Source organism: Streptomyces sp. NPDC048659, from assembly GCF_040650575.1.
GTDB lineage: Bacteria > Actinomycetota > Actinomycetes > Streptomycetales > Streptomycetaceae > Streptomyces.
On sequence record NZ_JBEZHM010000007.1, the window covers coordinates 97,150 to 115,436 of the forward strand.

Below are 18,287 nucleotides of genomic sequence, written 5' to 3' on the forward strand. Positions count from 1 at the left end.
CCCTGTCGAGTGACAGGATCAGCTCAAGGCTCCTCACCGGAGCATCCGACCGATGTCGAACACCGCGTCACGTCTCACCAAGTGGCTCGTAACCAGGCAAGGCTAGCAGGAACAACTGGCACCCCATCAGTTTCATTGGCACCATCCCCGACAACTCCCGCCACCGGCAACGGACTCCGGCGACGGGAGGCGGGAGGGGGACAGGCTCAGCTCTTGGCCGTGGCCGCCCTGACAGCAAGCGCCCGGCGCAGGTCGTCGAGCTGGTCGACGAGCTTGCGGTGGAGGGCCGGGGTCGTCTCGTCCTCGGCGAGGTGGCGGTCGCCGAGGGCCAGGGAGTCGGGGTCGACGGCGTCGGCGGGGAAGGCCCAGCGGCCGGCGGCCTCGGCCATGGCGGCGCCGCGGCGCTCGGCGAGGGCGAGGGCGTCGGGGTAGAAGCGGGCCACGTAGGGGTGGAGGAGCTCGGCCTGTTCGGGCTTCCAGAAGCCCTGGGCGGTGGCGGTGAACAGGTAGTTGGAGAGCTCGTCGGAGTCGAACATGGCGGCCCAGGCGGTGGCCTTGGCCTCCTCGGTGGGCAGCGCGGCGCGGCAGCGGGCGGCGCCCTCCTGGCCGGTGGCGCTGGGGTCGCGGTCGAGTTCGGCGGCGATGGCGGTCTCGTCGGTGGCGCCGAGGACGGCGAGCCGGGCGAGGATGCGCCAGCGGAGCTCGGGGTCGAGCTCGGGGCCGCCGTGCACGGTGCCCTCGTCGAGCCAGGAGGCGATCTTGTCGGGGGTGGTGGCGCTGTCGATGTAGCTGCGGACGGCGGTGAGGCGCAGCCCGGGCGCGTCGCCGTCCTCGGTGCGGCGGATCAGGTCGCGGGCGATCCCGCACAGGGCGGCGAGGGCGGCGGGGCGGTCGGCGGCGGAGACGTAGCGGTCGGCGAGCTGGCTCCGGGCGAAGCCGAGGACGCCCTGGACGACGGCGAGCTCGGTCTCCTCGGGGAGGTGCGCGACGGCGGTCTCCAGGTAGGCGGCGGGCTCCAGTTCGCCGTCGCGGACCATGTCGCGCAGGGCGTTCCAGACGACGGCGCGGGTGAGGGCCTCGGGGATCCGGGAGAGGCCGCGCAGCACGGTCTCCTCGGAGACCTCGTCGAAGCGGATCTTGGCGTAGGAGAAGTCGCCCTCGTTGAGGACGACGAGCGCCGGGCGGGGGCCGGTCAGCGCCAGCGGGGCCTCCTGGGGGACGTCCACCCAGGGGCGCTCGCGGAGCACGAGGCCGCCGGCCGCGTCGCGGTCGTAGACGCCGACGGAGACGCGGTGCGGTCGGCTGCCGTCGCGCTCGACGGTGAGCCGCCACTGGTTGCCGGCGCCCTCGACGCGCGGGGTGAGGGTGTCGACGCCGGTGGTGCGCAGCCACTGCTCGGCCCAGCCGTGGACGTCGCGGTCGGTGGCGGCGGCGAGGTTGTCGATGAAGTCGGCGAGGGTGGCGTTGCCGAACCGGTGCCGCTTGAAGTGGATGTTGATGCCGGCGAGGAAGTCCTCCTCGCCCATCCAGGCGACGAGCTGGCGCAGCGCGGAGGCGCCCTTGGCGTAGGAGATGCCGTCGAAGTTGAGGAGGGCGGAGGCGGTGTCGGGGACGGCGTCCGGGTCGGGGGCGACGGGGTGGGTGGAGGGCCGCTGGTCGGCCTCGTAGCCCCATGCCTTCCGGGTGGCGGCGAAGTCGATCCAGGTGTCGGCGAAGCGGTCGGAGCAGGCTTCGTTGACGGTCTGGAAGCCCATGTACTCGGCGAAGGACTCGTTCAGCCAGATGTCGTCCCACCAGCGCAGGGTGACGAGGTCGCCGAACCACATGTGGGCCATCTCGTGGGCGATGACCATGGCGCGGGTCATCCGCTCGGTGTCGGTGACGGCGGAGCGGAAGACGAACTCGTCGCGGAAGGTGACGAGTCCGGGGTTCTCCATGGCGCCGGGGTTGAACTCGGGGACGAACGCCTGGTCGTACGAGTCGAAGGGGTACGGCTCGTCGAACTTCTGGTGGTAGCGGTCGAAGCACGCCTTGGTGATGTCGAGGATCTCGTCGGCGTCGGCGTCGAGGTGGGGGGCGAGCGAGCGGCGGCAGTGGATGCCGAAGGGCAGGCCGGCGTGCTCGGTGCGGACGGAGTGCCAGGGTCCGGCGGCGACGCAGACGAAGTAGGTGGAAAGGAGCTGGGTGGGGGCGGCGGTCCAGCGGCCGTCGGCGCCGCGCTCGGTGACGCCGTTGGAGAGCACGGTCCAGCCCTCGGGGGCGGTGACGGCGATCTCGAAGACGGCCTTGAGGTCGGGCTGGTCGAAGGCGGCGAAGACCCGCTGGACGTCCTCCATGAAGAGCTGGGTGTAGACGTACGTCTCGCCGTCGGTGGGGTCGGTGAAGCGGTGCATGCCCTCGCCGGTGCGGGAGTAGCGCATGGTGGCGGTGACGGTGAGGGTGTGTTCGCCCTCGGTGAGGGTGAGCGGGAGGCGGTTGCCGTCGAGGGCGGCGGTGTCGAGGGCCTCGCCGTCGAGGACCGCGGTGTGCAGGGCGTCCGGCTTGAGCTCGACGAAGGTGTCCCCGGCGGCGCGGGCGGTGAAGCGGATGAGGCTGGTGGACTCGAAGGTCTCGTCGCCGGTGGTGAGGTCGAGGTCCACGGTGTAGCGGTGGACGTCGAGGAGCTGGGCACGGGTCTGCGCTTCGTCGCGCGTCAGTACGGACATGGGGGCCATGCTGCCTGATGGGCCCCCGGCTCGGCAGGGGGGTTGTCGATCGGGGTCGATCGGGGTCGATCGGGTCCGGCCGGGGATCCGCCCCGGCCCTCCCCCGGTCCCGCCCCGCCCCGGTCCCGCCCGGTCAGGCCAGTCCGGCGCCGTCCAGGTGGGCGAAGGCCGCCGCGATCCGGGGCCGGTCGTAGCCGGCGGGGCCCTTGGCGCCGCTGGAGAGCAGGGCGTGCAGCAGCAGCCGGGCCTTGGCGGGGGCGAGCGGGCCGGCCGGGACGAGGCCGCGGTGCAGCAGGTCGTACTCGGAGCCGGGGCCGCGGTAGGTGTGCGAGAGGGTCGCGCCCGCGCCCGTACGGGAGGCGAGGACGACCGGGATCCGCTCGGCGAGCGCGGCGAGGGGCTCGACGAGGGCGGCGGGGACGTGGCCCGCGCCGAAGGCGGCGAGGACGAGGCCGTCGTGGCGCTCGGCGACCGCGTCGAGGAGCTCGCCCCGGTCGCCCAGCGAGAGGGTGAGCAGGGCCACCCGTACGTCGGGGTCGACGTCCAGCGCGCAGAGGCGGGCCGGGACGGCGGGGCGGAGCAGGATCCGGGGCTCGCCCTCGACGACGGCGCCCAGGGGCCCCGCGCCGGGTGAGGTGAAGGTGGCGACGGAGGTGGTGTGGGCCTTGTGGGCGAAGCGGGCGGCGTGGATCTCGTCGGCGAGCACCACGAGGACGCCGAGGCCCGCGCAGCCGGGGTCGGCGGCGACGGCGAGGGCGGCGGCCAGGTTGGCGGGGCCGTCGGCGCCGGGCAGGTCGGGGCGGCGCATGGCGCCGGTGACGGCGACCGGCCGCTCGGTGGTGCACAGCAGGTCGAGGAGGAAGGCGGTCTCCTCCAGGGTGTCGGTGCCCTGGACGACGACGGCGCCGGAGCCGGCGGCGACGGTGGCGCGGACCTCCCCGGCGAGGGCCCGGAGGTCCTCGAAGGAGAGCGAGGAGCTGGGGACGCGGCGGAAGTCGCGGAGCTCGATCTCGACCCCCGCGGGGGCGACGCCGAGCTCGGCGAGGACCTCGGTGCCGGTCATGCGGGAGGCGTCACCGCCCCGCGCGGAGATGGTGCCCCCCAGCGTGAACACGGTGACGCGCGCCATCAGCGGGCTCCGTCCGCGATCGTCTCGTGGTGGCGGATGACCTCCGCGATGATGAAGTTCAGCAGCTTCTCCGCGAAGGCCGGGTCCAGTTTCGCGCTCCCGGCCAGCTCCCGCAGCCGGGTGATCTGGCGGGCCTCGCGGGCCGGGTCGGCGGGCGGCAGGTCGTGCTCGGCCTTGAGGACGCCGACCTGCTGGGTGCACTTGAAGCGCTCGGCGAGCATGTGGACGACGGCCGCGTCGATGTTGTCGATGCTCTCGCGCAGCCGGGTCAGCTCGGCGGTGACGGCGGGGTCGATGGCGCCCGCGGTGCCCCGGGTGCCGCGCCCGGCACCGCTCGCGTCGCCGGTCCCGCCGCCCGCCTGGCCGGTCTCCTCGGGCGTGCCGGTCTCACTGATCTCGCTCATGACCAGCGAGCCTAGCCGGATCTCGGGGGGATCGTGGGCGGGTGTTCGGGATCCGGAACGGTGGTGCTCCAGCCGCCGGGGACGGTCCGGCCCTGCTGCTCGCGGAAGCGGACGGGGGCGGTGCCGACGCGGCGGGTGAAGAGCCGGGAGAAGTAGGCGGGGTCGTCGTAGCCGACCCGGCGGGCGACGGCGGCGACGGGCAGCTCGGTGCCGGCGAGGAGTTCCTTGGCGCGGCCGAGGCGGACGGTGAGCAGGTAGTCCTTGGGGCTGCACCCGGCGGCGCGGCGGACGGCGGTGCGCAGTTCGGCGGCGGTCATGCCGTGCCGGGCGGCGTGCTCGGCGACGGTGAGGCGGCTGAAGGCGTCGCGGGCGAGGGCGGTGAGGACGGGGTCGCCCTCGGCGTTGGTGTCGGCGCGGGCGCGGCGCAGGGCGACGAGGAGCTCGTGGACGGCGGCGCCGGTCTCGACCTCCAGGAGCGGGTTGCCGGGGCGGGCGGCGCGGGCGATCCGGGCGATGGCGGCGCGGGCGGGGGCGGCGTCGGCGAGGGGGACGACGGGCCGGTCGGGTTCGATGTAGCCGAGCTCGGTGTAGGTGGCGGTGGCGGGCCCGGTGAAGTCGACGAACGCCTCGTCCCAGCCGGTGCCGGGGTCGGCGGCGTAGTGGTGGGGGACGCCGGGGGTGAGCCAGAGGACGGCGGGGGCGGTGACGGTGGTGCGGCGCCCGTCGGCGCCCCGGTACCAGCCGCCGCCGGAGCTGACGAGGACGGCGACGTGGTGGTCGAGGGTGCGCGGTCCGACGGTGGGCAGGGCGCCGTGCTGGAGTCCGACGCCGAGGCAGACCAGGCCGAGGCGGTGGTGGACGGGTCCGGGCGTGAAATAGCGCATCCAGGTGTGAAACATCGCGGCGACACCCTCCCCGGCGCCCTTCCGAAGGTCCAAACTGCGACGATCTTTGTCCATGGACCGGTCCGCCGCCAGAGGGCGAAGGTGAGGCGCATGAGCGAGTTCGTGGTGGGTGACGAGGACTTTCTTCTCGACGGGCGGCCCGTGCGGCTGCTCTCGGGGGCACTGCACTACTTCCGGGTGCACGAGGAGCAGTGGGCGCACCGGATCGCGATGCTGCGCGCGATGGGGCTCAACTGCGTGGAGACGTACGTGCCGTGGAACCTGTACGAGCCGGAGCCCGGCCGGTACGGGGACGTGGCGGCGCTCGGGCGCTTCCTGGACGCGGTGGCGGACGCGGGGCTGCTCGCGATCGTGCGCCCCGGCCCGTACATCTGCGCCGAGTGGGACAACGGCGGTCTGCCGCACTGGCTGACGGGGCCGCTGGGGCGGCGGGTGCGCACGGACGACGCGGAGTACCTGGGGCACGTGGAGCGCTGGTTCCGGCGGCTGCTGCCGCAGGTGGTGGAGCGGCAGATCGGCCGGGGCGGCCCGGTGGTGATGGTGCAGGCGGAGAACGAGTACGGCAGCTACGGCACCGACGCGGGCCATCTGCGGCGGATCGCCGACCTGCTGCTGGAGTGCGGGGTGGAGGTGCCGCTGTTCACCTCGGACGGCCCGGAGGACCACATGCTGACGGGCGGTTCGGTGCCGGGGCTGCTGGCGACGGCGAACTTCGGCTCGGGGGCGCGGGCGGCGTTCGAGACGCTGCGGCGGCACCGGCCGACGGGTCCGCTGATGTGCATGGAGTTCTGGTGCGGCTGGTTCGACCACTGGGGCACCGCGCACGTGGGCCGGGACGCGGCGGACGCGGCGGCGACGCTGCGGGAGATCCTGGAGTGCGGGGCGTCGGTCAACATCTACATGGCGCACGGCGGCACCAACGTCGCCGGGTGGGCGGGGGCGAACGGCGCCGGGGCGATGCACGACGGGCCGCTGCTGCCGACGGTGACCTCGTACGACTACGACGCGCCGGTCGACGAGGCGGGGCTGCCGACGGAGAAGTTCTGGCGCTTCCGCGAGGTGCTGGCGGAGTACGCGGAGGGGCCGCTGCCCCCGGTGCCGGAGCCGCCCGCGCGGATCGGGGCGCCCGCGAGCGGCGTCCTGGACGGCTGGGTGCCCGCGCCGGAGGTGCTGGCGGCGCTGGGCGACCCGGAGTCGGTCACGCCGGTGCCGCCGACCTTCGAGGAGCTGGGGGTGGACCGGGGCCTGGTCCGCTACCGGATCGAGGTGCCGGGCCCCCGGCAGCCGTACCCGCTGATCGTGACGGGGCTGCGGGACCGGGCCTCGGTGTACGTGGACGGGGTCCTGGCCGGGGTCCTCGACACGGAGGAGGCGACGCTGCCGGAGCCGGTGGCGGGGCCCGCGGTGGTGGAGCTGTGGGTGGAGTCGCTGGGCCGGATCAACTACGGGCCGCGGCTGGCGGAGCCGAAGGGGATCACCGGCGGCGTCCGGCACGAGCGGCAGTACCTGCACGGCGTACGGGCCCGGGGCCTGCGCCTGGACGCCTTCGAGGCGGCGGCGGTGGCGCGGCTGCCGTTCGGCCCGGTGCCGGCGGACGCGGGCCCGGGGCTGTACCGGGGCGTGGTGGAGGTTGCGGCGCCGGGCGACGCGGCGCTGCGGCTGCCGGGGTGGACCCGCGGCTTCGTGTGGGTGGGCGGCCACTGCCTGGGCCGCTACTGGAGCGCGGGCCCGCAGGAGTCGCTGTTCGTGCCGGGCCCGGTGCTGCGGGCGGGCGCGAACGAGGTGTGGGTGCTGGAGCTGGAGGGCGGGGCGGGAGGTCCGGTGGAGCTGGCGTAGCCGTCGGGCCCGTACGGGAGGCCGGAGGCGGGGGCCGGACGTGGAGGCCGGACACGGGGGCCACGCGGAGGTGCCCGGGACCGTGGGGAGTCCCGGGCACCTCGGTGCGCGTGTACGTGCTACGTGGTGCTACGAGCTACAGGGTGGCCGCCGCCGACTTGATGGCCGCGGCGAAGGTGGAGACCTCCGAGTACACGCCGGGGTAGCCGGCCCGGGCGCAGCCCTCGCCCCAGCTCACGATGCCGACCTGGACCCAGGCGTTGGTGTCGTCCTTGCGGAACATCGGGCCGCCGGAGTCACCCTGGCAGGTGTCGGTGCCGCCCTGGCTGTAGCCGGCGCAGATCTCCTCGCCCGGGACGAGCGAGCTGCCGTAGGCGGACTGGCAGTCGGCGTCCGAGACGAACGGCACGTTGGCCTTGAGCAGGTAGCGCTGCTGCGCGCCGCCCTCGCGGGCCGCGCCCCAGCCGGCCACGGTGAAGGTGCCGCTGTTGTACGCGGTGGTCTCGGCGATCTTCAGGTTGGGCAGGCTGGTGATGGGCGAGGCCAGCTTGATCAGGGCCCAGTCCTTGCCCTGGCCGTTGTAGCCGGGGGCCTGGTAGACCTTGGTCGACTTGACCTTGATGGCGCTGCTCGACTGGAGGTCCACGACTCCGGCGGTGGCGGTGATGCTGGTGTTGGGGCCGGAGCCGTTCACACAGTGCGCGGCGGTGAGGACGACCTGCGGGGTGATCAGGGAGCCGCCACAGCCCATCGAGAGCCGGACCATCCAGGGGAACTCGCCCTGGGCGGCGCGGACGCCGCCGACGACCGGCGCGGGCGCGGCCGAGGCGGTGGTGGTGGGCTGGAGGCTGACGGCGGCGAGCACGACGGCGCCGGCCGCGGCGAGTTTCTGCAGTGCGCGGACCAGAGTGTTCTTCTGCATCGACTGCCTTCTTTCATGGGGGGTTGATCTTGATGGCATGTGCCCGTCAAGACGTGGTCCGGATTATGGACAGCGCTTGACGGGGGTCACAAGGTGGCCTTTTCGGCCATGCGGGGGACGCCCGGGGCCGGCGGACGCACCGCCCGTACCCTGGACGGCAGGGGGTGGTCCGGGATGCCGCACAGCGATGAAGTCTCCCGTGTCGTCCACGGGTTCCCGCATCTCGACACGGTCCGCGCGGCCATCCGCGCGCTCTACCGGCGGCTCTCCCCCGAGGGCGTGCTGCGGTACGAGACGAGCGTGCCCGCCTCCGACGTCTCGATGGAGGGCGTCGAGCCGTCGCCGCCCGGCTCGGGTGTCCACCTCGGCGCGCAGGCGGTGGCCCGCGCCCTGGTCCGGCAGCTGCGGCTGCCCGGCGTGCGGATGGTGGTGGGCTTCCGCGCGATGGAGCACGCGGCGAGCGTCGAGCTGGCGGCGGGGCCCGAGTACTTCGTCGAGCTCAACGAGCGCTTCGCCCGCCCGGAGCACCGCCGGGACATCGGCGCCGCGCTCGCCCACGAGATCACCCATGTGCTGCTGCACCGGCTGGACCTGAGCTTCCCGACCACCGCCGAGAACGAGATCCTCACCGACGTCGCCGCCACCTATCTCGGGGCGGGCTGGCTGCTGCTCGACGCGTTCCGGCAGGACGGGGTGTCCAGCCAGAAGCTGGGCTATCTGACCCCCGAGGAGTTCGGGTACGTGCTCGCCAAACGGGCCGCGCTCTTCGGGGAGGACCCCTCCCCCTGGTTCACCGGCGCGGTGGCGTACGAGGCGTGGGTACGGGGCCGGGAGGAGGCCGCCCGCGACTGGCGCCGCCCGCCGCTCGCGGGCGCCGGCTGGGCCGCCCGGCGGCGCGCGCGGGCCGCCGGGGACGGCGTCTTCCCCTGCCCGGTATGCGGGCAGCGGCTGCGGATCGCGGCCGGACGGGGGCGGGTGCGGGCCCGCTGCGGGGTGTGCGCCACGGTCCTGGACTGCGCGCCCTGACGGCCCGTCCGGGCCCGCCCCGGGGAACGGATTTGCGCCGTTCGGGGGGCTCGGGCGAGGGTCGGGAGCATGAGCACGTTGTTCGAGGCGCTGTGGGACGGGGACGACGACGGGGTGGTGCGGGCCCTGCGGGGCGGGGCCGACCCCGAGAGCCGGGAGGACGACGAGACCGCGCTCTACCGGGCGGCGGTCGGGAACCAGCCGGTCGCGGTCCGGCTGCTGCTCGCCGCCGGGGCCGATCCCGGGCGGCGCGGCGGCGCGGACGAGGCCGACCTGCCGCTGTGCGGGGCAGCCTGCGGGGGCCACACCGAGGTCGTACGGGCGCTGCTCGCGGCGGGCGCGGACCCGGACCAGGAGGAGGGCTACGGCTTCACCGCGCTGGCCTGGGCGGTCCGGCTCGGCCACACCGAGGTGCTGCGGGAGCTGCTGGAGGCGGGCGCGGCGCCGGACCGCCCCGGGCCCGACGGGCTCGCCCCGCTGGTCGCCGCCGCCCGGCGCGGCTCGGCCTCCTGCGTCCGGGCGCTGCTCGAACACGGCGCCGGGAGCCGGGCGGAGGCGCTGGCGGAGGCCCGCCGGTGGGTCGGCGCGGACCTGGCGGCGGCGCTGCGGCGCGGGCTGGTCGAGGGCGGCGGCGCCGGGGACACCTACGAGGCGGTGGTGCGGCGCGTCCCCGAGGACGGCGGGGTGACCGTGGTCGTCGAGCTGCTGGGCGAGGACGGGGCGCCGACCCGGGGCGACGAACGCCAGTCCGGCCACGCGGCGATCGCCACGCTCCTGGAGGGCGCCCTGGGCATCCGCGTCCCGCACGAGGAACTCGCCGGACGCGCGCTGGCCTGCGGGGACCCGGCGGGGGACGACTGGACGACGGCGGTGGCCGCGTTGGCCGCCCGCGCCGACGAGACCGTCTTCACGGCCGCCACCGGCTGGTGCGACGCCCCCGACCCGCTGCGGCGCGCACTGGGCGCGCAGGTGCTCGGCGCGCTGCCGGGGTTCGCGGGGCGGGCGGTGGCGGTGCTGTGCGGGGTGGCCGCGCGGGAGGCGGGGCGCGGGGCGGAGTGGGTGGCGCGGGAGGCGGGTGGCGTGGCGGACCCGGCCGCGCGGGAGGCGGGGCGCGGGGCGGAGTGGGTGGCGCGGGAGGCGGGTGGCGTGGCGGACCCGGCCGCGCGGGAGGCGGGCGGCGGGTCGGAGCGGGCGGTACCGGACCCGGCCGCGCCGGAGACGGCCCACGAGCCGGACCCGGCGGCACCGGAGCCGCACGCGCGAGAGGCGGCCGACGGCCCGGACCCGGCGGCCCGGGAGGCGGGCGCCGACCCGGAGCGGGAGGCGCGGCAGACGGTCGGCTGGCCGTACCCGGCCCCGCGCAAGGCGGCCGACGGCCCGGCCCCGGCGGCTCCGGACCCGGCCCCGGAGCCCGCCCGCTCGCTGGCCGCCGCGCTCGGGCAAGGTGCGGACCCGGCGGCGGTCCCCGCGCTGCTCGGGCTCGCCCGGCACCCGGACGAGGAGGTGCGGCGGCTGGTGGCCGCCTCGCTGACCGGGCTCGTGCCCTCGGGGCACGCCGAGGCGCGGGCGGTGCTCATCGGGCTGAGCCGGGACCGGGCGCCCCGGGTCCGGGACTGGGCCACCCTGGCGCTCGCCGAACTCCCCGACGACACCCCCGCCCTGCGCGAGGCGCTGGCCGCGCGGCTCGCCGACCCGGACCCGGAGACGGCGGCCGAGGCGGCCCGGGGCCTGGCCCTGCGTCAGGACCCGCGCGCGGTGGAGGCCCTGGCCCGCCTCCTGGCGGACGCCGACCCGGCGGGCCCGGCCCGCGAGACGGCCCTGTCCGCATTGGAACACCTGACGGACGCCCGCACCCGGACCCGCCTGGAGTGGACGGCGCCCCGCTGCCGGTGAGGGCGGGGGCACCGGCCGCCCCTGGGCCCGGTACGGTCCCGGCTCGGCGCCCCGCTGCCGGTGAGGACGGGGCGGGGGCCGGGCCCGACCCGGGACCTGCCACAGCCACAGCCACACGGGACCGCGCGGGTCCGCGCCGACATCCCAAGCCCGGCGCAGAGCCGCACCCCGGGGCGCGGCCCCGCCCCCGGACCCCTACCCGCCGGGCCCGGCCCTCAGCGGCCCGGCACCGGGCCCCGCCCTCCCCTCACGCCCCGTACACCGCCCCCGGCGCCTCCGACTCCGCCAGCAGCTTGAGGGCCGTCTCGCCCGCCTCCGCCGGGGTGCGGCGGGTGGTGCGGGTTTCGGTGGGGCCGGGGCGCCAGCCCTCCATGACGGTGAGTCGGCCGCCCTCGGCCTCGAAGACGCGGCCGGTGACGCCGGCCGAGGCGGCCGAGCCGAGCCAGACCACGAGTGGGGAGACGTCCTCCGGGAGGGCGGCCAGGTCGGCGAAGGTCTGTTCGGTCATCCGGGTGCGGGCGGCGGGCGCGATGGCGTTGGCCTGGACCCCGTACCGGCCCATCTCGGCCGCCGCGACGAGGGTGAGGCCGACGATCGCGGCCTTGGCGGCGGCGTAGTTGCCCTGCCCGACGCTGCCGAGCAGCCCCGCGCCCGAGGTCGTGTTGACGACCCGCGCGGCCACCGGGCGGCCCGCCTTCGCCTCGGCCCGCCAGTGCGCGGCGGCGTGCCGCAGGGGCAGGAAGTGGCCCTTCACGTGGACCCGCAGCACCGCGTCGAAGTCGTCCTCGCTGAGGTTGACGAGCATCCGGTCGCGCAGGAACCCGGCGTTGTTGACGAGGGTGTCCAGGCGCCCGTACGCGGAGAGGGCGGTGTCCACCAGGGACGCGGCGCCCTCGGTCGTCGCGATGTCGCCGCCGTGCGCGACGGCCTCGCCGCCCGCCGCCCGGATCTCCGCCACGACCAGGGCCGCCGGGCCGCCGGGCTCCGGGCGCCCGTCCAGTCCGACGCCGAGGTCGTTGACCACGACCCGGGCGCCCTCGGCGGCGAAGGCGAGGGCGTGGGCCCGGCCGAGCCCCCGGCCGGCGCCGGTCACGATGACCACCCGTTCGTCACACAGACCCATCACGACTCTCCGTTCGGCTTGTTGACGGTCGCTGCGTTCAGGAAGGCGGGGCGTTCGCCGCCCCCGTGCACCAGGAGCGAGGCCCCCGTGACGTACGCCGCCCGGTCGGAGGCGAGGAAGACGGCCGCCTCGCCGATCTCGGACGGTTCGGCGAGCCGGCCCAGCGGCACGGTGGCGCCGACGGCGGCGAGGCCCTCGGCGTCGCCGTAGTGGAGGTGGGACAGCTCGGTCCTGACCATGCCGAGGACCAGGGTGTTGACCCGGACCTCGGGAGCCCATTCGACGGCCATCGTGCGGGCCAGGTTCTCCAGGCCCGCCTTGGCGGCGCCGTAGGCGGCGGTGCCCGGCGAGGGGCGGGTGCCGCTGACGCTGCCGATCATGACGACCGAGCCGCGGGAGGCCCGCAGCAGCCCGTGCGCGGCGAGCGAGACCGCGAGCGGGACGGTGAGGTTGAGCTCGACGACCCTTGCGTGCCGCTCGGCGGCGCCCTCGCCGAGCAGCCGGTAGGGGGTGCCGCCCGCGTTGTTGACGAGCGTGTCGAGGCGCCCGTACCGCTCGGCGATCCCGGCCATGAACTCCCGTACGGCCGCGGGTTCGCGCAGGTCGAGCGGGTGGAAGACGGCGGTCCTGCCGGCCGCGGCGACGGGTTCGCCGGGGGGCCTGCGGGCGCAGACCAGGACCTCGGCCCCGGCGCGCAGAAAGGCCCTGGCGATGCCCGCGCCGACCCCGCGCGTGCCACCGGTGACGACGGCGACCCTCCCGTCCAGCTCCATCGGCTGCTACCTTCCTCCCAGCACGGTCACCTAACAAACGTTTGGTGGAAAGGTAGCTGATCCGCACATGGGTGTCTCCACCTCCCGCCCGGACAAGGGCATCGCGCTCGTCACCGTCGACCGTCCCCCCGTCAACGCCCTGCCCGTACGCGACTGGTACGCGCTCGCCGACGCCGTCCGCGCGGCCGGCCGCGACCAGGAGGTCCGCTGCGTCGTGCTCGCCGCCGAGGGCCGCGGCTTCAACGCGGGTGTCGACATCAAGGAGCTCCAGCGGGACCCCGGCCACGCCTCCCTCATCGCCGTCAACCGGGGCTGCGCCGAGGCGTTCGCCGCCGTCTACGACTGCGAGGTCCCGGTCGTCGCCGCCGTCGGCGGCTTCTGCCTCGGCGGCGGCATCGGGCTCGTCGGCAACGCGGACGCGATCGTCGCCGCCGACGACGCCGTCTTCGGCCTGCCGGAGCTGGACCGGGGCGCCCTCGGGGCCGCCACCCACCTCGCCCGGCTCGTCCCGCAGCACCTGATGCGCGCCCTGTACTACACCTCGCGCACCGCCACCGCCGCCGAGCTGCACGCCCACGGCTCGGTGTGGAAGGTGGTGCCGCGCGCCGGGCTGCTCGACGCGGCCCTGGAGCTGGCGGCCGAGATCGCGGCCAAGGACGGCACCCTGATCCGGCTCGCCAAGGCGGCCATCAACGGCATCGACCCCGTCGACGTGCGCCGCAGCTACCGCTTCGAGCAGGGCTTCACCTTCGAGGCGAACCTGAGCGGCGTGGCCGACCGGGTCCGCGACGGCTTCGGCGCGAGCGCCCGGGAGGACGCGTGACCGACAAGACCATGAGCCCCGAGGACGTCGTGGGGCGGCTGCGTTCCGGCATGACGATCGGCATCGGCGGCTGGGGCTCCCGGCGCAAGCCGATGGCCCTGGTCCGAGCACTGCTCCGGTCCGAGATCACCGATCTCACCGTCATCGCGTACGGCGGCCCCGAGGTCGGCCTGCTCGCCGCCGCCGGCCGGATCCGCCGCCTGGTCGCCCCCTTCGTGACCCTGGACTCCATCCCCCTGGAACCCCACTACCGGACCGCCCGCGAGAGCGGCGCCCTCGCCCTCACCGAGCTCGACGAGGCGATGTTCATGTGGGGACTGCACGCCGCCGCCAACCGGCTGCCCTTCCTGCCGGTCCGCGCCGGTCTCGGCTCCGACCTCATGCGGGTCAACCCCGGGCTGCGGACGGTCCGCTCCCCGTACGAGGACGGCGAGGAGTTCGTCGCCGTGCCCGCCCTGCGGATGGACGCCGCCCTCGTCCACGTCAACCGCGCCGACCGCCGCGGCAACGGGCAGTACCTGGGCCCCGACCCGTACTTCGACGACCTGTTCTGCGAGGCCGCCGACACCGCGTACGTCTCCTGCGAGCGGATCGTCGACGCCTTCCCCGCCGACACCGTCCCGCAGACCCTGCTGATCTCCCGGCACAGCGTCACCGGCGTCGTCGAGACCCCGAACGGCGCCCACTTCACCTCCTGCGCGCCGGACTACCCGCGCGACGAGCCCTTCCAGAAGCTGTACGCGAGCACCCCCTGGCCCGAGTTCGCCGGACGCTTCCTGTCCGGCAAGGGCGAGGACGACTACCAGGCGGCCGTCCGCACCTGGCACGAGGAGGCACAGCGGTGACCAGCCGAGCCGAGTACTGCGTGATCGCCTGCGCCGAGGCATGGCGCGACAACGGGGAGGTGCTCGCCAGCCCGATGGGCCTGGTCCCCTCCGTCGGCGCCCACCTCGCCAAGCGCACCTTCTCCCCCGACCTGCTGCTCACCGACGGCGAGGCGCTGCTCGTCGGCCTCGACGGGGAGCCGGAGGGCTGGCTGCCCTACCGCCGCCACCTCGCGATGGTCACCGGCGGACGGCGGCACGTGATGATGGGCGCCAGCCAGATCGACCGGTACGGCAACCAGAACATCTCCTGCATCGGCGACTGGGAACGCCCGGCCCGCCAGCTCCTCGGCGTGCGCGGCGCCCCCGTCAACACCCTCAACAACCCGGTCAGTTACTGGATCCCCCGGCACTCGACCCGGGTCTTCGTCGAGCGCGTCGACATGGTCAGCGGCGTCGGCTACGACCGGGCCGCCGGGCCGTACCACCGCCTGGGCCGGGTCGTCAGCGACCTCGGCGTCTTCGACTTCGACACCCCCGACCACACCCTGCGGCTCGCCTCCGTGCACCCCGGGGTCACCGCCGAGGAGGTCCGGGCGGCCACCGGCTTCGCGCTCGCGGGCGGCGCGGACGTGCCGTACACCCGCGAGCCCACCGCCGGGGAACTGCGGCTGATCCGCGAGGTGATCGACCCGGCGGGCCTGCGGGAGCGGGAGGTCCCGGCCCGATGAGGACACGGCTCACCGAGCTGGTCGGCGTCGAGCACCCGATCGTGCAGACCGGCATGGGCTGGGTCGCGGGCCCCCGGCTCGTGTCGGCCACCGCGAACGCCGGGGCGCTCGGCGTGCTCGCCTCCGCCACCATGACCGTCGACGAACTGCGCGCCGCCGTACGGGAGGTGAAGTCCCGCACCGACCGCCCCTTCGGGGTCAACCTCCGCGCGGACGCGGGCGACGCCCGCGAGCGGGTCCGGATCATCGTCGACGAGGGCGTACGGGTGGCCTCCTTCGCCCTCGCCCCCTCCCGCGAGCTGATCGCCGAGCTGAAGGACGCCGGGGTCGTCGTCATCCCCTCCATCGGGGCCCGCCGGCACGCCGAGAAGGTCGCCGCCTGGGGCGCCGACGCGGTCGTCGTGCAGGGCGGCGAGGGCGGCGGGCACACCGGCGAGGTCGCCACCACCGTGCTGCTGCCGCAGGTCGTCGACGCCGTGGACATCCCGGTGATCGCGGCCGGCGGCTTCCACGACGGGCGCGGCCTGGTCGCCGCGCTGTCCTACGGCGCGGCCGGCATCGCCATGGGCACCCGCTTCCTCCTCACCTCCGACTCGACCGTCCCCGACGCGGTCAAGGCCCGCTATCTGGCCGCCACCGTCAAGGACGTCACCGTCACCACCGCCGTCGACGGCCTGCCGCACCGGATGCTGCGCACCGAGATGGTCGCCGCGCTGGAGCACGCGGGCCGGGTGCGCGCCCTGGCCCAGGCGGTCCGCAGGGCGGCCGGCTTCCGGCGCCTGTCCGGGCTCTCCTGGGCCGCGATGGTCCGCGAGGGCCTGGCGATGCGCCACGGCAAGGACCTGTCCTGGAGCCAGGTCCTGCTCGCCGCGAACACCCCGATGCTCCTGAAAGCCTCCATGGTCGAGGGCCGCACCGACCTCGGCGTCATGGCCTCCGGACAGGTCGCGGGGGTGATCGAGGACCTGCCCGGCTGCGGGGAACTCGTCACCCGGATCATGTCCGAGGCCGCGCACGTGCTCCGTACCCTTCCCGCCCCATGAGTCCGCACATGAGTCCGCAAGGGAGACAGCCATGTCGTTGTCGAGACGCGCACTGCTGGGCACCGCCGCCGCCACCGCGCTCCTGGCGGCCACCGCCCCACCGGCCCTGGCCCGCCCCCGCGCCGCCCACCCCATCCGCCAGATCCCGCTCCAGGGCGCGGTCAACGTCCGCGACCTGGGCGGCTACCCCACCTACGACGGGGCCAGGGTCCGGCACGGCCTGGTCTACCGCGGCGACCACCTCGGCAAGCTGACCGACACCGACCTGGGCGTGCTCGGCGGCCTGGGCCTGGCCCGGGTGATCGACTTCCGCATCCCGCTGGAGGTGCAGTCCGACGGGGCCGACCGCCTCCCGCCCGGCCCCGCCCTGGTCTCCCGCCCCGTCACCGACAACGGCCTGTACGGGCAGCTGCTCGCCGCGATCGGCTCCCGGGACCCGGTGCGGCAGGAGGAGATGCTGGGCGGCGGCCGGGCCGCGGCCTTCATGTCCGGGGTCTACCGCACCTTCGTCACCGACCCCGCCAACCGCGCCCGCTTCGGCGCCACCCTGCGCGAACTGGCCGCCCCGGGCGCGGGCCCGCAGCTCCACCACTGCACCTCGGGCAAGGACCGCACCGGCTGGACGAGCTGGCTCCTGCTCACCGCCCTCGGCGTCCCCGACCGCCTGGCGACCGACGACTACCTGGCCTCCAACACCTTCCGCGCCGCCAACGACGCCCGCGTCCGCGAGGGCCTGCGCCAGGCGGGCCTGATGCGGAACCCGGACCTGATCATCCCCCTCCAGGAGGTCCGCCAGACCTACCTGGACACCGCCCGCACCGAACTCCGCACCGCCTACGGCTCCGTCTTCCGCTACCTCACGGAGGGCCTCGGCCTGGACCTGCGCACCCTGGCGGGGCTGCGGGAGCGGCTGGCGGACTGAGCGGGCCGTGCCGTCCGCGGCCCGTGCCCCCACCGGAGGGCGCGGGCCGCGGTCGTGCGTTCAGAGGCGTTCGATGATCGTCACGTTGGCCTGGCCGCCGCCCTCGCACATCGTCTGGAGGCCGTAGCGGCCGCCGGTGCGCTCCAGTTCGTGGAGGAGGGTCGTCATCAGGCGGACGCCGGTGGCGCCCAGGGGGTGGCCGAGGGCGATGGCGCCGCCGTTGACGTTGACGCGGGACGGGTCGGCGCCGGTCTCCTTGAGCCAGGCGAGGACGACCGGGGCGAACGCCTCGTTGATCTCGACCAGGTCGATGTCGTCGATGGTCAGGCCGGTCTTCTTGAGGGCGTGGGCGGTGGCCGGGATCGGGGCGGAGAGCATCCGGATCGGGTCCTCGCCGCGCACCGAGAGGTGGTGGACGCGGGCCCGGGGGGTGAGGCCGTGTTCGCGGACCGCGCGTTCGCTCGCGATCAGCATCGCGGCGGCGCCGTCGGAGACCTGGGAGGAGCAGGCGGCGGTGATGGTGCCGCCGTCGACGACGGGCTTCAGGGCGGCCATCTTCTCCAGGGTGGTGTCCCGGCGCGGGCCCTCGTCGGCGGTGACCTCCCCGTACGGGACGGTCTCGCGGGCGAAGCGGCCCTCGTCGAGGGCGCGCAGGGCCCGCTGGTGCGAGCGGAGGGCGAACTCCTCCTGGTCGCGGCGGGTGATGCCCCACTTGGCGGCGATCAGTTCGGCGCCGTGGAACTGGTTGACCGGCGCGTCCCCGTACCGCGCCCGCCAGCCGGCGGAGCCCGCGTACGGGCCCTCGGTGAGGCCGAGCGGGTCGGCGGCCTGCCGGGAGGCGAAGGCGATGGGGATCATCGTCATGTTCTGGGTGCCGCCCGCGACGACCAGGTCCTGGGTGCCGGAGAGCACGCCCTGCGCGGCGAAGTGGACGGCCTGCTGGGAGGAGCCGCACTGGCGGTCGATGGTGACACCGGGGACCTCCTCGGGCAGTCCGGCCGCCAGCCAGGCGGTGCGGGCGATGTCGCCGGCCTGCGGGCCGACGGTGTCGAGGCAGCCGAAGACGACGTCCTCCACGGCGGCCGGGTCGATCCCGCTGCGCCCGACCAGGGCCTTGAGGACGTGGGCGCCGAGGTCCGCCGGATGGACGGCGCCGAGCCCGCCCTTGCGGCGGCCCACCGGGGTGCGGACCGCTTCGACGATGTATGCCTCGGGCATGGCTGTTCCT

General features: G+C 75.5%; 16 protein-coding genes. 8 read left to right on the forward strand and 8 right to left on the reverse strand.

What is annotated here, in order from left to right; genetic code table 11:
- Nucleotides 1–206 precede the first annotated feature (206 nt).
- The 4 genes from pepN to AB0C99_RS07980 all read right to left on the reverse strand — a co-directional run bounded on the left by pepN (nt 207) and on the right by AB0C99_RS07980 (nt 5,137).
- Nucleotides 207–2,705: an aminopeptidase N gene (pepN, locus tag AB0C99_RS07965; protein WP_362470987.1), complete on the reverse strand. Its 2,499-nt coding sequence runs from the start codon at nt 2,703–2,705 to the stop codon at nt 207–209.
- A 133-nt stretch (nt 2,706–2,838) separates the two neighbouring features.
- Nucleotides 2,839–3,834: an asparaginase gene (locus AB0C99_RS07970; RefSeq protein ID WP_362470990.1), complete on the reverse strand. Its 996-nt coding sequence runs from the start codon at nt 3,832–3,834 to the stop codon at nt 2,839–2,841.
- Nucleotides 3,834–4,130 (reverse strand): chorismate mutase, encoded by a 297-nt coding sequence (locus AB0C99_RS07975; protein ID WP_362471289.1) that lies wholly within the window; start codon nt 4,128–4,130, stop codon nt 3,834–3,836. The genes AB0C99_RS07970 and AB0C99_RS07975 overlap by 1 nt, the downstream gene beginning before the upstream one ends.
- 119 nt (nt 4,131–4,249) lie before the next feature.
- Nucleotides 4,250–5,137 (reverse strand): AraC family transcriptional regulator, encoded by an 888-nt coding sequence (locus AB0C99_RS07980; protein ID WP_362471292.1) that lies wholly within the window; start codon nt 5,135–5,137, stop codon nt 4,250–4,252.
- A 96-nt stretch (nt 5,138–5,233) separates the two neighbouring features.
- On the opposite strand from AB0C99_RS07980, the gene AB0C99_RS07985 reads away from it, so the two are divergent.
- Nucleotides 5,234–6,979 carry a beta-galactosidase family protein gene (locus AB0C99_RS07985; RefSeq protein WP_362470993.1) on the forward strand — a complete coding sequence of 582 codons (1,746 nt, stop codon included), beginning with the start codon at nt 5,234–5,236 and terminating at the stop codon, nt 6,977–6,979.
- 136 nt (nt 6,980–7,115) lie between these two features.
- Here the strand turns inward: AB0C99_RS07985 and AB0C99_RS07990 are convergent, their stop codons facing one another.
- The gene (locus AB0C99_RS07990; RefSeq protein ID WP_362470996.1) at nt 7,116–7,901 is read right to left on the reverse strand and encodes a serine protease; all 786 of its coding nucleotides are present in this window, start codon (nt 7,899–7,901) and stop codon (nt 7,116–7,118) included.
- Between the two features lie 174 nt (nt 7,902–8,075).
- On the opposite strand from AB0C99_RS07990, the gene AB0C99_RS07995 reads away from it, so the two are divergent.
- Nucleotides 8,076–8,927, forward strand: a complete 852-nt coding sequence (locus AB0C99_RS07995; protein ID WP_362470999.1) for a hypothetical protein — start codon at nt 8,076–8,078, stop codon at nt 8,925–8,927.
- Between the two features lie 69 nt (nt 8,928–8,996).
- On the forward strand, nt 8,997–10,820 hold the full coding sequence (locus AB0C99_RS08000) for an ankyrin repeat domain-containing protein (protein ID WP_362471002.1): 1,824 nt from the start codon (nt 8,997–8,999) through the stop codon (nt 10,818–10,820).
- A gap of 247 nt (nt 10,821–11,067) precedes the next feature.
- Here AB0C99_RS08000 and AB0C99_RS08005 read toward each other — a convergent pair whose 3' ends face one another.
- Both AB0C99_RS08005 and AB0C99_RS08010 read right to left on the reverse strand, forming a co-directional pair.
- A complete protein-coding gene (locus AB0C99_RS08005) occupies nt 11,068–11,943 on the reverse strand; it encodes an SDR family oxidoreductase (RefSeq protein WP_362471005.1) in 876 nt (291 codons plus the stop codon).
- Nucleotides 11,943–12,716, reverse strand: a complete 774-nt coding sequence (locus AB0C99_RS08010; RefSeq protein ID WP_362471008.1) for an SDR family oxidoreductase — start codon at nt 12,714–12,716, stop codon at nt 11,943–11,945. The genes AB0C99_RS08005 and AB0C99_RS08010 overlap by 1 nt, the downstream gene beginning before the upstream one ends.
- 67 nt (nt 12,717–12,783) lie before the next feature.
- Between AB0C99_RS08010 and AB0C99_RS08015 the strand changes: the two genes are divergently transcribed.
- The 5 genes from AB0C99_RS08015 to AB0C99_RS08035 are packed head-to-tail and all read left to right on the forward strand — an operon-like array spanning nt 12,784 to nt 17,059.
- Nucleotides 12,784–13,539: an enoyl-CoA hydratase family protein gene (locus AB0C99_RS08015; RefSeq protein WP_362471011.1), complete on the forward strand. Its 756-nt coding sequence runs from the start codon at nt 12,784–12,786 to the stop codon at nt 13,537–13,539.
- On the forward strand, nt 13,536–14,384 hold the full coding sequence (locus AB0C99_RS08020) for a CoA-transferase (RefSeq protein ID WP_362471014.1): 849 nt from the start codon (nt 13,536–13,538) through the stop codon (nt 14,382–14,384). Before AB0C99_RS08015 ends, AB0C99_RS08020 begins: the two co-directional genes overlap by 4 nt.
- Entirely contained in the window at nt 14,381–15,094 is a 714-nt protein-coding gene (locus tag AB0C99_RS08025; RefSeq protein WP_362471017.1) for a CoA-transferase, read from the forward strand. Before AB0C99_RS08020 ends, AB0C99_RS08025 begins: the two co-directional genes overlap by 4 nt.
- A complete protein-coding gene (locus AB0C99_RS08030; RefSeq protein ID WP_362471020.1) occupies nt 15,091–16,137 on the forward strand; it encodes a nitronate monooxygenase in 1,047 nt (348 codons plus the stop codon). The genes AB0C99_RS08025 and AB0C99_RS08030 overlap by 4 nt, the downstream gene beginning before the upstream one ends.
- Before the next feature lie 31 nt (nt 16,138–16,168).
- Nucleotides 16,169–17,059, forward strand: coding sequence for a tyrosine-protein phosphatase (locus AB0C99_RS08035; protein ID WP_362471022.1), 891 nt, complete (start codon nt 16,169–16,171; stop codon nt 17,057–17,059).
- Nucleotides 17,060–17,119: 60 nt separating this feature from the next.
- Here AB0C99_RS08035 and AB0C99_RS08040 read toward each other — a convergent pair whose 3' ends face one another.
- A complete protein-coding gene (locus AB0C99_RS08040) occupies nt 17,120–18,277 on the reverse strand; it encodes an acetyl-CoA C-acetyltransferase (protein ID WP_362471025.1) in 1,158 nt (385 codons plus the stop codon).
- Nucleotides 18,278–18,287 lie beyond the last annotated feature (10 nt).

Coding starts and splice junctions, on each gene's coding strand:
- pepN (WP_362470987.1), bottom strand. CDS start 2,705: ATGTCCGTACTGACGCGCGACGAAGCGCAGACCCGTGCCCAGCTCCTC.
- AB0C99_RS07970 (WP_362470990.1), bottom strand. CDS start 3,834: ATGGCGCGCGTCACCGTGTTCACGCTGGGGGGCACCATCTCCGCGCGG.
- AB0C99_RS07980 (WP_362471292.1), bottom strand. CDS start 5,137: ATGTTTCACACCTGGATGCGCTATTTCACGCCCGGACCCGTCCACCAC.
- AB0C99_RS07985 (WP_362470993.1), top strand. CDS start 5,234: ATGAGCGAGTTCGTGGTGGGTGACGAGGACTTTCTTCTCGACGGGCGG.
- AB0C99_RS07990 (WP_362470996.1), bottom strand. CDS start 7,901: ATGCAGAAGAACACTCTGGTCCGCGCACTGCAGAAACTCGCCGCGGCC.
- AB0C99_RS07995 (WP_362470999.1), top strand. CDS start 8,076: ATGCCGCACAGCGATGAAGTCTCCCGTGTCGTCCACGGGTTCCCGCAT.
- AB0C99_RS08000 (WP_362471002.1), top strand. CDS start 8,997: ATGAGCACGTTGTTCGAGGCGCTGTGGGACGGGGACGACGACGGGGTG.
- AB0C99_RS08005 (WP_362471005.1), bottom strand. CDS start 11,943: ATGGGTCTGTGTGACGAACGGGTGGTCATCGTGACCGGCGCCGGCCGG.
- AB0C99_RS08010 (WP_362471008.1), bottom strand. CDS start 12,716: ATGGAGCTGGACGGGAGGGTCGCCGTCGTCACCGGTGGCACGCGCGGG.
- AB0C99_RS08015 (WP_362471011.1), top strand. CDS start 12,784: ATGGGTGTCTCCACCTCCCGCCCGGACAAGGGCATCGCGCTCGTCACC.
- AB0C99_RS08030 (WP_362471020.1), top strand. CDS start 15,091: ATGAGGACACGGCTCACCGAGCTGGTCGGCGTCGAGCACCCGATCGTG.
- AB0C99_RS08035 (WP_362471022.1), top strand. CDS start 16,169: ATGTCGTTGTCGAGACGCGCACTGCTGGGCACCGCCGCCGCCACCGCG.
- AB0C99_RS08040 (WP_362471025.1), bottom strand. CDS start 18,277: ATGCCCGAGGCATACATCGTCGAAGCGGTCCGCACCCCGGTGGGCCGC.